A 13122-nucleotide genomic window follows, 5' to 3' on the forward strand; every position below is an offset into this window, starting at 1 on the left:
TATCATTCAGCAAACAGTCAAAAAAAAACAAAGGAAATGGAAAATACTACAAACACCGGATTTCAATTTGATTTGCCAAAAGGAAATTCATCCATCATTAAAGTAATTGGTGTTGGCGGAGGCGGTAACAACGCTTTGAAGCACATGTATGAAAGGGGAATCCACGGCGTGGATTTCGTAATTTGCAATACCGATGCTCAAACACTGGACAATAACCCGGTTTCCAACAAAGTGCAGCTGGGAATGTCCACTACAGAAGGACTTGGAGCCGGAGCTGACCCGGAAGTGGGCGAAAAAGCAGCCATTGAAAGCATCGAAGAAATTAAAACCGCGATGGGACAAAACACCAAAATGGTCTTCATCACCGCGGGAATGGGAGGTGGAACCGGAACCGGAGCCGCGCCGGTCATCGCCAAAACCGCGAAGGACATGGGAATCCTTACTGTGGGAATCGTGACGGTTCCTTTTAGTTTCGAAGGAAAACGGCGTCTGGAGCAAGCAGAACTAGGACTTGAAAAACTAAGAAATAATGTGGATTCGCTCATCGTCATTAACAATGATAAACTCCGTCAACAGTTTGGAAACCTGGGTTTTAAATCCGGATTTTCAAAAGCTGATGAAGTATTGACCAATGCCGCAAAAGGAATGGCAGAAGTGATTACCGGTTATTTCGATGTCAATATCGATTTCCGGGATGCGAAAACCGTTCTGCAAAATTCCGGAACCGCTTTGATGTCCACCGGAATCGCTTCAGGCGAAAACAAAGCGGAAGACGCGGTGAGAAAAGCACTGGATTCCCCATTGCTGAATGACAACAAAATTACCGGTGCCAAAAATGTACTGCTCCTGATCAGAAGTGGTTCCGAAGAAGTGACCATGGATGAAATCGGCGTCATCATGGACCACATCCAAAAAGAAGCAGGGCACACCGCAGAAATTATTTTCGGGGTTGGTTCCGATGAGGAATTAGGCGATTCGGTGAGTGTTTTGGTGATTGCGACAGGTTTCGCAAAAGATAACATGAAACATTCCGGAACTACCGAAACCATCAAATTTTCATTATCCGACTCCTTAGAAAAACCCGTTAAAAAGGAATCTCCCTTCAAACCGAGAGCTGAAAAAGAAGAAATCACAAGAGAAGATTTCGCCACCAGAAGCTTATTTGTGCTGGATGAAGAAGATGAAATGCATACTCCTGATTTTAAGGTAAAATCGGTTGAAAAGAAGCCGGTAATCGAAAGAGAGCACCCTGCAGAAATTCGGTTTTTTGATTTGGAGGAGCCGAAAGCTCAAGAACAACCTGTTCAGCAATTCGAAATCCAAGAAGAGATCCCTTCCCAAAAATTAGTGATCAGTGAAGAAGAAACCACTGCAGAACTGGACCTGTTTTCCTACGAAGATGACCTTTATGAAGAACCCGCTTCACAATCTTTCAGTTTCGAAGTGGAAGACCGCAGAGATGAAGAAAAACCAGCAGAAAGCATAAAATCTTCTTTCACCGAAGAAAAGCCAATAGAATTCAGTTTTTTCGTAAACGAACCGATTGAGGAGCCGAAAGTTGAAACACCGCAACCAACGGCAGAAATCAAGCAGCAACCGGTTCAGCGAATTGTGGAAAAGGTGGTAGAAGATCCGGTAACAGAAACTGAAGCATTAAAGAAATTTGAGATTGAAGACGAATTCACTTTCATTACCAAGAAAACACCGAATGAAAAAGTTTTGGAACGAAGAAACAAGTTGAAAGAATTCAATTCCAGATACCAAAACCTGGACGAGGAAAGTGATTTCGAGTCGGTTCCCGCATTCCGAAGAAAAAACATATCACTCGGAAATGAAAATGCTTCCCAGCAGAGAATCAGCAATTTCCTTTCTGAAAACGACGGGAAAATGCAGGTGCGGGAAAACCGTTTTTTAAATAAGGATGTGGATTAATGGCTTTCGGCATTCCGCAATCCGTTTTCGGCAACATGCCATTAAAAAATGTTGATTACGGAAGGCTTTGAGCAAAAGAAAAAAATTATGAGTCTAGAAAATACCATCAACGAGGCGATAAAAACCGCCATGAAAGAGAAGGACAAAGTTGCTTTGGATGCTCTGAGGGCCGTGAAATCGCAGATTTTATTGTTAAAGACCGAAGCAAAAGGCGCAGAAGTTTCCGCGGAACAGGAAATCGCCATTTTGCAACGGATGATCAAGCAACGAAAAGATTCGCTTGAACAGTTCGCCGCACAGGGAAGAAATGACTTGGCAGAAGTGGAAGAAGCGCAAATGAAGGTGATCGAAAAATACCTTCCCGCACAACTTTCCAACGAAGAACTGGAAGCAGAAATCAGAAAAATCATCGCAGAAACCGGTGCGGAAACCATCAAAGATTTAGGAAAAGTGATGGGAACCGCAAGCAAACTCCTCGCTGGAAAAAGCGACGGGAAAAGCATTTCGGAAATGGCGAAGAAACTGCTTTCCTAAGTACAAATCCTGTCTGCCGACAGATAGATACGAAAGCGAAAATACGAAGGCGGAACTTATTGTTTCGCACCGCTCACCGCGCACTTCGTAGTTCAATTGGGATATCCAACCTTTGCATATCGATTTGATTGTTGAAGCCCGGAGCAAATTTGTTCCGGGCTTCTGTTTTTTGGGTTTATAATTAATTAATTTTTGACAAATATCTGCGGAAATCGCCAATAATAATGATATTGAATACATCTATTTGCCTTTATGATTTTCATTTCACGGAATATGCTTATTCATTATATTTCCGAAAGCCGGCTTGCGATTTTAAAATCTGTCAAAATGTCCATCCGGAAGATTTGGAATGATTTTAATCAAATTTATAACATCGTTTTCATTTTTATAATCATTAAATTTGCAAAACAAAAATTGAACTGATTTTTTTAACTTTAAAACAAGATAAAGATATGTACCCAGAAGATTTAGTAATGCCGATGAAGCATGAACTTACCGATAAAGGATTCCAGGATTTAACCACGCCTGAAGAAGTGGACAACGCGATTAAAAGAGAAGGAACTACCTTGGTGATGGTTAATTCTGTTTGTGGATGTGCAGCAGGAGCAGCGAGACCTGGAGTTATTTTCTCATTGACCGGCGATAAAAAGCCAGATCATTTGGTAACCGTTTTTGCAGGTTATGATAAGGAAGCGGTTGCAGAAGCAAGAAAATTTATGGCACCAATTCCCCCAAGTTCACCAAGTGTGGCACTTTTCAAAGATGGAGAGTTGGTTCACATGTTGGAAAGACACCACATTGAAGGAAATCCTGCAGGTGCAATTGCAGCGAATTTGCAAGCGGCTTATGATGAATTTTGCTAAAACTAAAATTTTAGTTGAGATAGAAATTCCGCTTTGTTGAGCGGAATTTTTTGTAATCTTACAGAGAATCTTTTAATTTTTGGATTTCCTGTTCGAGTTTTTCGATATATTTCTTTTGCGTCTCCCACATAGAAAGAGGAACATTATAATTGATTATGGAATTAACATTTCCAGTTGCGCTATCATTGAAAATAAAAACTTGTGATTCTTCTGGTTCATAGATTTCTTCTAAAGGAACCTCTAGCGCATTTGCCAATTTTTGCCATTCATCGCGAGAAATTTTAGTCTGTCCTCTTTCTCTACGATTATAGTTGGAAACGGTCACACAAAGTTTTTCGGCTAAGAAACTTTGTGACAACCCCTTCAATTTTCGAGTTTCAATTAGTTTAGTTTTCTCCAAGCGGGAATGTTTTTACGAAAATAAGAAATAATAATTTATGGCTTAAAAAAAACATCATGCATGCCAAGTAATTATTACTACACTAAAAGAATATTTATGTTTTGCAGTATTTTGCAAACAATTCGCAAAATAATTATATATTTGATATGATAATTAGCTTTAAGTTTGAAATGTTAATAATGACACAGAACAATTTAAAAATTTTTATTATGAAAAATCTTAAAAAACTTTCGAGAAAAGAAATGAAAACATTAAATGGTGGAGCAGCGGGATGTAAAGAGCCAAATTGTCATTGTGGAGGAAATGGTATTAAACCACCAGCTAGTTTTTGCGCTAGTAGTCCAGCTGCATGCGGTGGTATATGCTACCAGTATGCAGGATGTTGATTTGTTTTTTGACTAAAATTTCTTTGGTAATAAAAAAGAGGAATTACAAAATTCCCCTTTTTTATTATTGAAGAAAATTAAGAAATTAATCCATATAAAATGCACAATAATTTTTTTTTAATAATCTTATTATTTCTAGGATCTCTATTTTATTCCCAAGATTATGAAATTTTGTATAAGGTAGATTTCAGACCGCAAAAGAGCTCCTTAACTTCTTTTAAGACCGAATACATGGTTTTGCAAAGCAAACAAACAGCAAGTTTTTTTTTCAATCCTAACCTATTAAAAAAAGACAATTTTAAAAATAATGAGACTTCTGAAAAACCGTATTTAAAGTTTTCTATTTTAAAAAGCGGTCAAAGCTCAACTTATATTGGAAGTTTTAACGGCCTTAATTTCAAATTAAAAGAAACAATCCCATTAAAATGGAAAATTACGGATTATACAACAACATATAAAAATTATAAAGTACAGAAAGCTTATATAGAATTTGAAAATAGAAAATGGTATGCCTATTTTGCTCCAGAAGTTCCAATTTTTAATGGACCTTACAAATTTTATGGACTTCCTGGTTTGATTTTGCTGGTATGTTCTGATGACGGTGATTACAGTTTTGAAATGGTAGAGATTTCAAAACAAAAAAAATATGATGCTTCTAAAATTTTAAATTCTCAATCTGCATTAATCAAAAGAAATGATTTAGATAAAATGATTTCTGAATTTGTAAAAGATCCTGGTTCTCACAATTTTCGAATTATGATAAATGAAAATGATAGTTTCGATTACCAATTTGATGGTGAGAAAGGTGACGCATATAAAGATATGAATAAATATGTGAACGATTTGTTATCAAGATATGACAATCCAATCGATAAAAAAACATTTATATTAGTTTATTAAATGAAATCTTTAAACTTATTTATAGATTCAATAAATTTAGATTCTCAAGAATTCCTCTTCCAATTCCAATCCCATCCCAACTATCCTTCCGCATTGGCGTTTAGTGACACGCTTAATTTTTTGGGCGTAAAGAATGAAGCGTACAATCTGGAAAAAGAATATTGGGAGGAATTACCGGAAGAATTTATCACAATCCATAAAAATGAGTTCGCGCTGATTCATAGAATTGGCGATCAGGCAAAAATATTTAGCGATAAAGAAGAAATGGTCTCTTTTGAAGATGTGAAAAAATATTCGGAAAACTTCATACTTCTTTTCGAGAAAAAGTATATTGAAAAAACTATTACTACTAAAAACACATTTTATTATTTCGCTTTATTTTTTGGCACTGCAATTTTGCTTACAAACAACCTGATCCATTGGGATATTTGGAGTTTTGTATTTCAAATTCTTTCATTTTTAGGGGTTTATATCTTTTCGGAGATTTTCAAGGAAAAGTTTGGTTCAGAATCAGTCGTTCTGCAATCCTTCTGCGGAGCGGGAACAAAACAAAACACTTCAGAAGATGGGTGCAAAAAAATAATTCAATCCAATGATTTCGAACTTTTCGGGCTGAAGTTTTCTGACTTTGGGTTTATTTATTTTGTTGCATTAGCAATATTACCATTATTCATAGCAAAAGAAAGCCTTTTGTTTATTGGGATTACTTCTTTGTCGTTATTGGGTGTTATTTATTCCGTTTACTACCAAATAAGGCAAAATATTTTTTGCAAGGTCTGTGGTTTGGTAATCGGTATTTTGGTTTTGCAATTTGTGATTTCATTTTTCAATTTTCGAGAAAACTTCTCAATTACAGAATTGTTATTAACATTATTCATAATTTTGTGCACCTTTTTTCTTATTCATTATATTTCAAAAACAATTGAAGAAAAAGAACAATACAAAACAGAAAATATAAAGAACCTACGATTCAAAAGAAATTATGAAATCTTTAGAAGAGAACTTTTAGACACTGAACAAGTTGACTTCAAGAACCCGAAAGCAAGATTTTTCTTTGGAAATAAAAAATCAAAACTGCATATCACATTAATTTCCAATCCGTTCTGCGGATATTGTAAGGATGCCCACAAAATATTAGAGAATATCTTACAAAAATATCCCGAAGAAATTTCTGCTCAAGTTCGTTTTAATTATTTAACTGAAAATCAAGATGAAAAACTGGAAAACATCATAGGCTCATTAAATAACACTTACTCTGCTCAAGGTGAATTAGGCTTTTTAAAAGCAGTCCATTTTTGGTTTGAGAAGAAAGATGAAAACAATTTTTTAAAGAAATACCCGGTTTCTGCAACAGGAAGTCTTAAAGATTTAGAAGAAATTGGTTCAGAAAATTTGAGAAAGGGTCTAAGCTTCACGCCCATTTTTTTAATCAATGGAAACCGGTTCCCCGACAAATATGACCGTGAAGATATTTTCTATTTCCTTGATGATTTGTTGGAAGATGAAGAAATAATTAATGAAAAGCATCAAGAGTTTTCCTAATTACATCCAACCCGACTCCAAAGACTGCGGACCAACCTGCCTTAGAATAATTTCCAAATTCTATGGCAAAATCATTCCCCTACAACAAATCCGCAATCTCTCAGAAACGACAAGAGAAGGGAGCTTGTTACTAGGGCTGAGCGATGCGGCAGAAAATTTGGGCTTTAAAACTTAGGGGGTTCACATTGTTTTATCGAACATAATAAAAGCTATGAGTCTAATAAAGCTAAAACGTTAGTCCAAATGAATTCCATTTGATTGGATTTTTTTTAAATTTATAGGAAATCTTTTAGTCGCTGGATTTCTTGTTCGAGTTTTTCATTTTGTTTCTGTAGAAGCTCAATATAATTCAAAATAAAATCCGGAATCGTAATATTAATAATACCTGAATTAAAACTATTCCCTTTAATATTCGCATCAATAATGGTTGTTTTAGGTTCTTCTTCATAAATATCTTCTAGAATAACATCTAATTTTTTTGTAAGCAATTCCCATTCTGGTTTAGAAATTTTGGTGAGACCATTTTCCTTCCTACTATAATTTGGCTGGGTCATTCCAACCAAATTCGCAACATCTTCTTGAGATAAACCCTTGCTGATGCGAATTTCTTGTAATTTTGTTTTCATAGTAAAAAAAATATTGATTAACAAAAATAGATAATATAATTTTATGCACATGTTATTTGTATCAAATATGCATATTAATTATATAACACGGAGCTCATAAATTATTAATTTAGCAATTAAAAGCTGAAAAACAAAACTATTTCAAACCGTACATTCGCTTTTATTATTTGCTTGCTATCCATTATTGCATTTTATTCAAAAACAATAAAAGGAGATAATTTGAGTTTTTTAGAAATAAGAATTTTAACAAAGTAATTAAAACGTGTGACTTAAGATACTTTTGATTCGCAAAAAGTCTAAATATGGATACAGAAATTTAATTACGATAACGTCGATAAATTATTTAATATCAACCGATAAATTATTTATTATGAAAAAGTTAGAAAAATTAGAAAAGAAAAAATTTAAGAAAGAAATCATGGGAAATGTTTTTGGTGGAGCTTCGCCAGGAGACACCTACCGAAACGAGGTAACTCAAGTTGGAAATAACCTCTACAGTATAGATAGAGTGAGGTATGACTGGATTGCTCCTATGGTTTAATTAAGAGATTTTCACTAATAAAACACACAATAAATATTTGTGTGTTTTTTAATTAATCTAAACTTAATGAGTATTATTATTTTTAGTAAAGATAATGGAGAAACCACAACTGATAAAGTTATGGATTGGCTATTTACATCTGGAAAAAAAGATATTCTCAGAATTAATGGTAAAGATTTAATATCTTCAGATTTTTCTTTAGAAATAAATAGCAATTGTTTTGAGTTTAAAAGTCAAATTATAGATCACACTAAAATAAAAACTATTTGGTTTAGGAGAACCTATGATGAAAACGTTTTTGATATTTTACCTTTTTTCAAGAATTATGAAAGTGACAAAAATTTAGAACTTCACTTAATGGGAGAACTAGGCGGCATCTATCGATATTTTGAATATTTTTTCTCAAAATCGCATTGGATTAACAAATATTCACAAAGATTAGATAAACTTAATAATATTTGCATAGCAAAAAAACATGGTTTAAAAATTCCTTTCACGCTTGTAACAAATTCAAAAGAAAGTATCCAAAAAAAGTCAGGCTTTAAAAAATTAGTAACAAAAGCAATAGGAGAAGCAACAACATATTCTGATGACAAAGAAATATTTGCTTTATTTACAAGTAAAATCAAATTTTCAAATACTGACAAAAATTATTTTTTTCCTTCCAAGGTTCAAGAAGAAATAGAAAAGAAATTTGAGTTGAGAATATTTTATTGTGATGAAAAATTTTACTCAATGGCAATCTTTTCTCAAAATGATAAGCAAACACAATTAGATTTTAGAAATTATAATCATCAAAAACCAAATCGTTTCGTTCCCTACAAACTTCCAGTTAATATTGAAAAAAAATTAAGAAAAATGATTATAGAGCTAGAATTAGCTACATGTTCTATTGATATGATTGTGGATAAAGATTGGGAATATTACTTTTTGGAGATTAATCCCGTTGGTCAGTTTGGTATGGTTTCCAGTCCTTGTAATTATTTTTTAGAGAAGAAATTAGCGAAATTATTATTGAAAAACTGTCATGAAAAATAGACTAAACTTTAAAAGATCTTCTTTGCCTTTGTCTCATTGGTTTGTAAGAAGAATAAAAACATCGAAATCGGCTGTTCAAACCTTATACATCGGTAGCAATTCGAAAATTTTTCAAACAAATGGATATGAAGTACTTCCGCCAACTTCTCCAATTTCTAAAATTATTAACTTTGATGAAATTATTTAGTGTTTTGTTGGTCTTTCTGATCTTGGTAAATTGTACAAGTTTTCATAGCACAAACAATAATTTGCGTGAATATTTCAAAATAGCAGATAATTTGTTAATGAATGGTGAGAAAAAAGAGTTATCCGATTTTACTTATCAAAATTTATTTCCAAATGTAAAGCACCTCGATAAAAATAAGAAAGCAAGGGTTTTAAACTACCTGCAAATTTCTCAAGATTCTGTCTATCTATCAATTGCCAAGAGATACATTAAAAATAACACATCCAAAATCAGTAAATGTACTCTAGATTCTTCATCTATATCTTATTATAATGAATTAACTTCTTGTAAATCTTCTGATTATGATAGCCTTAGAAACAACTTTAGAGAAATAATGTATAGAGATCAGTATTATAGACAATTACCTGACAAATATTTCACAGGAACAAAAGCAGCGATAGATAGTATAATGAGTGTGATAATAGATAATGATAATCAAAACAGAGAAAGCATAAAAAAAGCACTATCAAAATATAGTTTCAAAAAAATAGCAGAAAATGATTGTGATTGCTCTTTATTGAAAACTGTTTGGTTCGTTGCACAGCATAGCGACTCTGACGTGCCTTTTCAAAAAGAAATTTTAGAAATGTTTTCTCGTCCATACCCCAATATTAAACCTCAGTATTATACATATCTTACAGATAGAATAAATATGAATGAGGGAAAGAAGCAAATTTATGGGACACAAATGCGTTTGAATCCGAAAACAAAAAAAATGGAAATAAGTCCGGTGAAAAATCCTAAAAAAATTGATCAACTCCGCTTTCGAAACAATTTAATCGACTTACAAGTATATTTGAATTTTACAAATAAGCCTGACCAAAAATGAAATTTCTCAATATATTTGAATGTTGTCTATTAGTAAGTGGGGCTTATAGAAGCTTAATATGTGACACACAGAGAGGACAATATTATTACATTCCAAATGATCTTTATGAATTACTTAAAAATGATTTCAAAAGATATGATATAGAAAAGATTAGAGCAATCTTTGGTACAGAAAACCATTCTACCATTGACAAATATGTTACTTTTTTAATAAAAAATGAAATAGGCTTCTTAGATAATAAAATAATTGAAGAATTAATACCAATAGATTTAAGATATGAAGTTCCAGAAGCAATAACTAGTTGCATTATTGATTTCTCGAAAAATTCTAATTATTACACAGAAAATCTGTCTTATTATATAGATAACTTAAGAATTAAATACTTGCAAATAAGATGTTTTGACTTTTCTGCAAGTTATTTGCAAAAATTCATCAAGTCTTTGCAAGACTCGACTTTACGTAGTATTGAGTTAATAATTCCTTTTGAAGAAAAATTAAAAATCACTTTAAAGAATATGATTTTGAGTTGTCCAAAAATATTCAGAGTTAATGTTTATAATTCAAAAGAAAGTAAAATAGATAAAGTACTAAGTAGAGATATAGTTTACTTAAAACAAAATATATCATCTGAAAAACATTGTGGAATAGTTCAGAAATCTTATTTTTCCAAAAATTTAGAAACATTTACGCTTTCCAAAAATCATAATTCCTGTCTCCACAAAAAAATTGCAATAGACATCAATGGCGATATCAGGAACTGCCCCGCAATGCCGCAAAGTTTCGGCAATATTAGGGACACTACATTAGAAGAAGCACTTGGTCACAAGGATTTTAAAAAATACTGGAACCTTACCAAAGACCAAATAGAAGTCTGTAAAGATTGTGAGTTTCGCTATATCTGTACAGACTGTCGAGCATACACAGAACGCACACACTCTAGCGCAGAAGGATTAGACACATCCAAGCCACTCAAATGTGGGTATGATCCCTACACAGGAGAATGGGCAGAATGGAGCACCAATCCATTAAAAGAAAAAGCCATCAACTTTTATGGGATGCAGGATTTGGTCAAGAAAAAATGAGAATAAAAAAAGTTTTTCCTTTCTATAAACAACCCGACGCCAAAGACTGCGGACCAACCTGCCTTAGAATAATTTCCAAATTCTATGGCAAAACCATTCCCCTACAACAAATCCGCAATCTTTCAGAAACGACAAGAGAAGGGAGCTCGTTACTCGGGCTGAGCGATGCGGCAGAAAATTTGGGCTTTAAAAGTCTAGGCGTGCTAATTAATTTCAAAACTTTGATTGAGGAAGTTCCGCTTCCATGCATCGTCCATTGGAACAAGCAGCATTTTGTGGTGGTATATGAAATCAGACGTAAAAAGACAGTAGATAAGGGACATGAGACTACAATTAGAGTCAGTGATCCAAGTTATGGTTTAATCGAATATTCTCAAGAAGAATTCATCAAAATGTGGATTGGCGAAAATGCCAACGAAAACACCGAGGAAGGAATTGCTCTCATTTTAGAAACCTCTCCCGCTTTTTACCAAAACGAATTTGATGAGAAAGAAAACAAGGCGAGTTTCCGTTTCTTATCAAAATATCTGTTGAAGTACAAATCTCTTGTTTTCCAACTTGCAGTAGGTTTGTTGGCGGGGAGTTTACTCTCCTTAATTTTTCCGTTCCTTACCCAAAGTATCGTGGATGTAGGAATTCAAAATCAAGACCTGAACTTTATTTACCTTGTACTTCTCGCCCAAATCATGCTTTTCATCGGCAGAATGGGAATCGAGGTAATTAGAAGTTGGATTTTGCTCCATCTTTCTACAAGAATTAATATCTCGATTATTTCCGATTTCTTTATTAAACTGATGAAGCTTCCTATCGGTTTTTTTGATACCAGAATGACCGGCGATATTTTACAAAGAATAAACGATCATCATAGAATCGAGCAACTATTGACCAATTCCACGCTCAACACATTGTTTTCATTGGTCAACCTTATTGTTTTCAGCATCGTTTTACTATTATATGATTATCGTTTGTTTTTAGTATATTTAGTGGGCGCCATTTGTTATGTAGTATGGATTCTATTCTTCCTCAAAAAAAGAAAAGAACTGGATTATAAAAGATTTTCTCAAGTTTCTCAAGAACAGAGCAGCGTTATCGAAATCGTGAATGGGATGCAGGAAATAAAGATGCATAACGCAGAAAAACAAAAACGTTGGGGTTGGGAATTTCTACAAGTCAAGCTTTTTAAAATTCAAATCAAGTCACTTTCGTTAGAACAATGGCAATCAGTGGGTGGAAATTTCATCAATCAGATGAAAGATATTTTGGTGAGTTTTCTTTCTGCAAAATTGGTTTTGACCGGAAATTTGACTTTAGGAATGATGCTTTCAGTACAATATATTATCGGGCAATTGAATAGTCCTTTAATCCAGCTTATCGATTTTATCAAGCAAACCCAAGACGCGAGTATTTCTTTGGAAAGATTGAAAGAAATCCACGATAAAGAAGACGAAGAAAATACTGACGAACAATACGTTTCAGAAATCCCTAAAAAAGACATCCTAATAAACGGCGTTTCTTTCCGATATACAGGTTCTGACCAATTTGTATTTGAAAATCTCAATCTTGCCATTCCTCATCAGAAAACAACGGCAATCGTTGGAGCAAGCGGAAGTGGAAAAACGACCCTATTGAAGCTGCTCATGAAATTTTATGAACCCAATAAAGGAGAAATAAAACTCGGAAATTCAAATCTGAAAAATATTTCTCCCAAAATTTGGCGAGACCATTGTGGTGTCGTCATGCAGGAAGGCTATGTCTTCAACGACACCATTGCACAAAACGTTGCGATCGGCGAAGATTATATCGATAAAAAAAATTAAGAAAAGCCGTTGAAATCGCTAACATAAAGGATTTCGTAGAAGAGTTACCCCTAAGTTACAACACCAAAATCGGAAATGAGGGAATCGGAATCAGCGGTGGACAAAAACAAAGGCTGTTTATTGCGCGAGCAGTTTATAAATCGCCCGACTTTATTTTTTTCGATGAAGCCACAAGCTCTTTGGATGCAAACAATGAAAAAGTCATCATGGAAAACCTCGAACAATTTTTTGAGGGAAAAACGGCTGTCGTAATTGCCCATCGCTTATCAACTGTAAAACATGCCGATAAGATCATTGTTTTGGATAAAGGAAAAGTCGTTGAAGAAGGAAACCATGCAGAATTGGTCGCTTTAAAGGGAGAATATTACCGATTGGTGAAAAATCAATTGGAATTGGGGAATTAATT

At 33.8% G+C, this 13122-nt stretch carries 12 protein-coding genes and 3 pseudogenes; 13 read left to right on the plus strand and 2 right to left on the minus strand.

Annotation, left to right across the window (positions count from 1 at the left end):
• Positions 1-36 precede the first annotated feature (36 nt).
• The 3 genes from ftsZ to L0951_RS03200 all read left to right on the plus strand — a co-directional run bounded on the left by ftsZ (position 37) and on the right by L0951_RS03200 (position 3329).
• Positions 37-1932 (plus strand): cell division protein FtsZ, encoded by a 1896-nt coding sequence (ftsZ, locus tag L0951_RS03190; RefSeq protein ID WP_234109421.1) that lies wholly within the window; start codon positions 37-39, stop codon positions 1930-1932.
• Between the two features lie 87 nt (positions 1933-2019).
• Complete coding sequence (locus L0951_RS03195) at positions 2020-2466, plus strand: GatB/YqeY domain-containing protein (protein ID WP_234109422.1); 447 nt, start codon at positions 2020-2022, stop codon at positions 2464-2466.
• Positions 2467-2918: 452 nt separating this feature from the next.
• Positions 2919-3329: a BrxA/BrxB family bacilliredoxin gene (locus L0951_RS03200; RefSeq protein WP_234109423.1), complete on the plus strand. Its 411-nt coding sequence runs from the start codon at positions 2919-2921 to the stop codon at positions 3327-3329.
• A 58-nt stretch (positions 3330-3387) separates the two neighbouring features.
• On the opposite strand, the gene L0951_RS03205 is transcribed toward L0951_RS03200, so the two are convergent.
• The gene (locus tag L0951_RS03205) at positions 3388-3729 is read right to left on the minus strand and encodes a helix-turn-helix transcriptional regulator (RefSeq protein ID WP_234109424.1); all 342 of its coding nucleotides are present in this window, start codon (positions 3727-3729) and stop codon (positions 3388-3390) included.
• Positions 3730-3908: 179 nt separating this feature from the next.
• Between L0951_RS03205 and L0951_RS03210 the strand changes: the two genes are divergently transcribed.
• From L0951_RS03210 to L0951_RS03225, 5 genes and pseudogenes are all read left to right on the plus strand, one after another.
• Positions 3909-4115, plus strand: a complete 207-nt coding sequence (locus tag L0951_RS03210) for a bacteriocin-like protein (RefSeq protein ID WP_234109425.1) — start codon at positions 3909-3911, stop codon at positions 4113-4115.
• Positions 4116-4214: 99 nt separating this feature from the next.
• Positions 4215-5015 (plus strand): GLPGLI family protein, encoded by an 801-nt coding sequence (locus L0951_RS03215; protein ID WP_234109426.1) that lies wholly within the window; start codon positions 4215-4217, stop codon positions 5013-5015.
• A 264-nt stretch (positions 5016-5279) separates the two neighbouring features.
• A pseudogene (locus tag L0951_RS13775) lies at positions 5280-5825 on the plus strand (vitamin K epoxide reductase family protein); the annotation flags it as partial.
• Positions 5826-5828: 3 nt separating this feature from the next.
• Complete coding sequence (locus L0951_RS03220; protein ID WP_234109427.1) at positions 5829-6557, plus strand: DsbA family protein; 729 nt, start codon at positions 5829-5831, stop codon at positions 6555-6557.
• A pseudogene (locus tag L0951_RS03225) lies at positions 6541-6729 on the plus strand (cysteine peptidase family C39 domain-containing protein); the annotation flags it as partial. The gene L0951_RS03220 and the pseudogene L0951_RS03225, both read left to right, overlap by 17 nt.
• 103 nt (positions 6730-6832) lie before the next feature.
• On the opposite strand, the gene L0951_RS03230 reads toward L0951_RS03225, so the two are convergent.
• The gene (locus tag L0951_RS03230) at positions 6833-7183 is read right to left on the minus strand and encodes a helix-turn-helix transcriptional regulator (RefSeq protein ID WP_234109429.1); all 351 of its coding nucleotides are present in this window, start codon (positions 7181-7183) and stop codon (positions 6833-6835) included.
• 370 nt (positions 7184-7553) lie between these two features.
• On the opposite strand from L0951_RS03230, the gene L0951_RS03235 reads away from it, so the two are divergent.
• The 5 genes and pseudogenes from L0951_RS03235 to L0951_RS03255 all read left to right on the plus strand — a co-directional run bounded on the left by L0951_RS03235 (position 7554) and on the right by L0951_RS03255 (position 13120).
• Entirely contained in the window at positions 7554-7724 is a 171-nt protein-coding gene (locus tag L0951_RS03235; RefSeq protein ID WP_234109430.1) for a hypothetical protein, read from the plus strand.
• A gap of 66 nt (positions 7725-7790) precedes the next feature.
• Positions 7791-8762 (plus strand): grasp-with-spasm system ATP-grasp peptide maturase, encoded by a 972-nt coding sequence (gene gwsG, locus L0951_RS03240; RefSeq protein ID WP_234109431.1) that lies wholly within the window; start codon positions 7791-7793, stop codon positions 8760-8762.
• 125 nt (positions 8763-8887) lie between these two features.
• Positions 8888-9817 (plus strand): DUF6624 domain-containing protein, encoded by a 930-nt coding sequence (locus tag L0951_RS03245; protein WP_234109432.1) that lies wholly within the window; start codon positions 8888-8890, stop codon positions 9815-9817.
• On the plus strand, positions 9814-10899 hold the full coding sequence (gene gwsS / locus L0951_RS03250) for a grasp-with-spasm system SPASM domain peptide maturase (protein WP_234109433.1): 1086 nt from the start codon (positions 9814-9816) through the stop codon (positions 10897-10899). The genes L0951_RS03245 and gwsS overlap by 4 nt, the downstream gene beginning before the upstream one ends.
• A pseudogene (locus L0951_RS03255) lies at positions 10896-13120 on the plus strand (peptidase domain-containing ABC transporter). The gene gwsS and the pseudogene L0951_RS03255 overlap by 4 nt, the downstream one beginning before the upstream one ends.
• Positions 13121-13122: the final 2 nt, after the last annotated feature.

Source organism: Chryseobacterium sp. R2A-55 (assembly GCF_021401085.1).
Lineage (GTDB): Bacteria > Bacteroidota > Bacteroidia > Flavobacteriales > Weeksellaceae > Kaistella.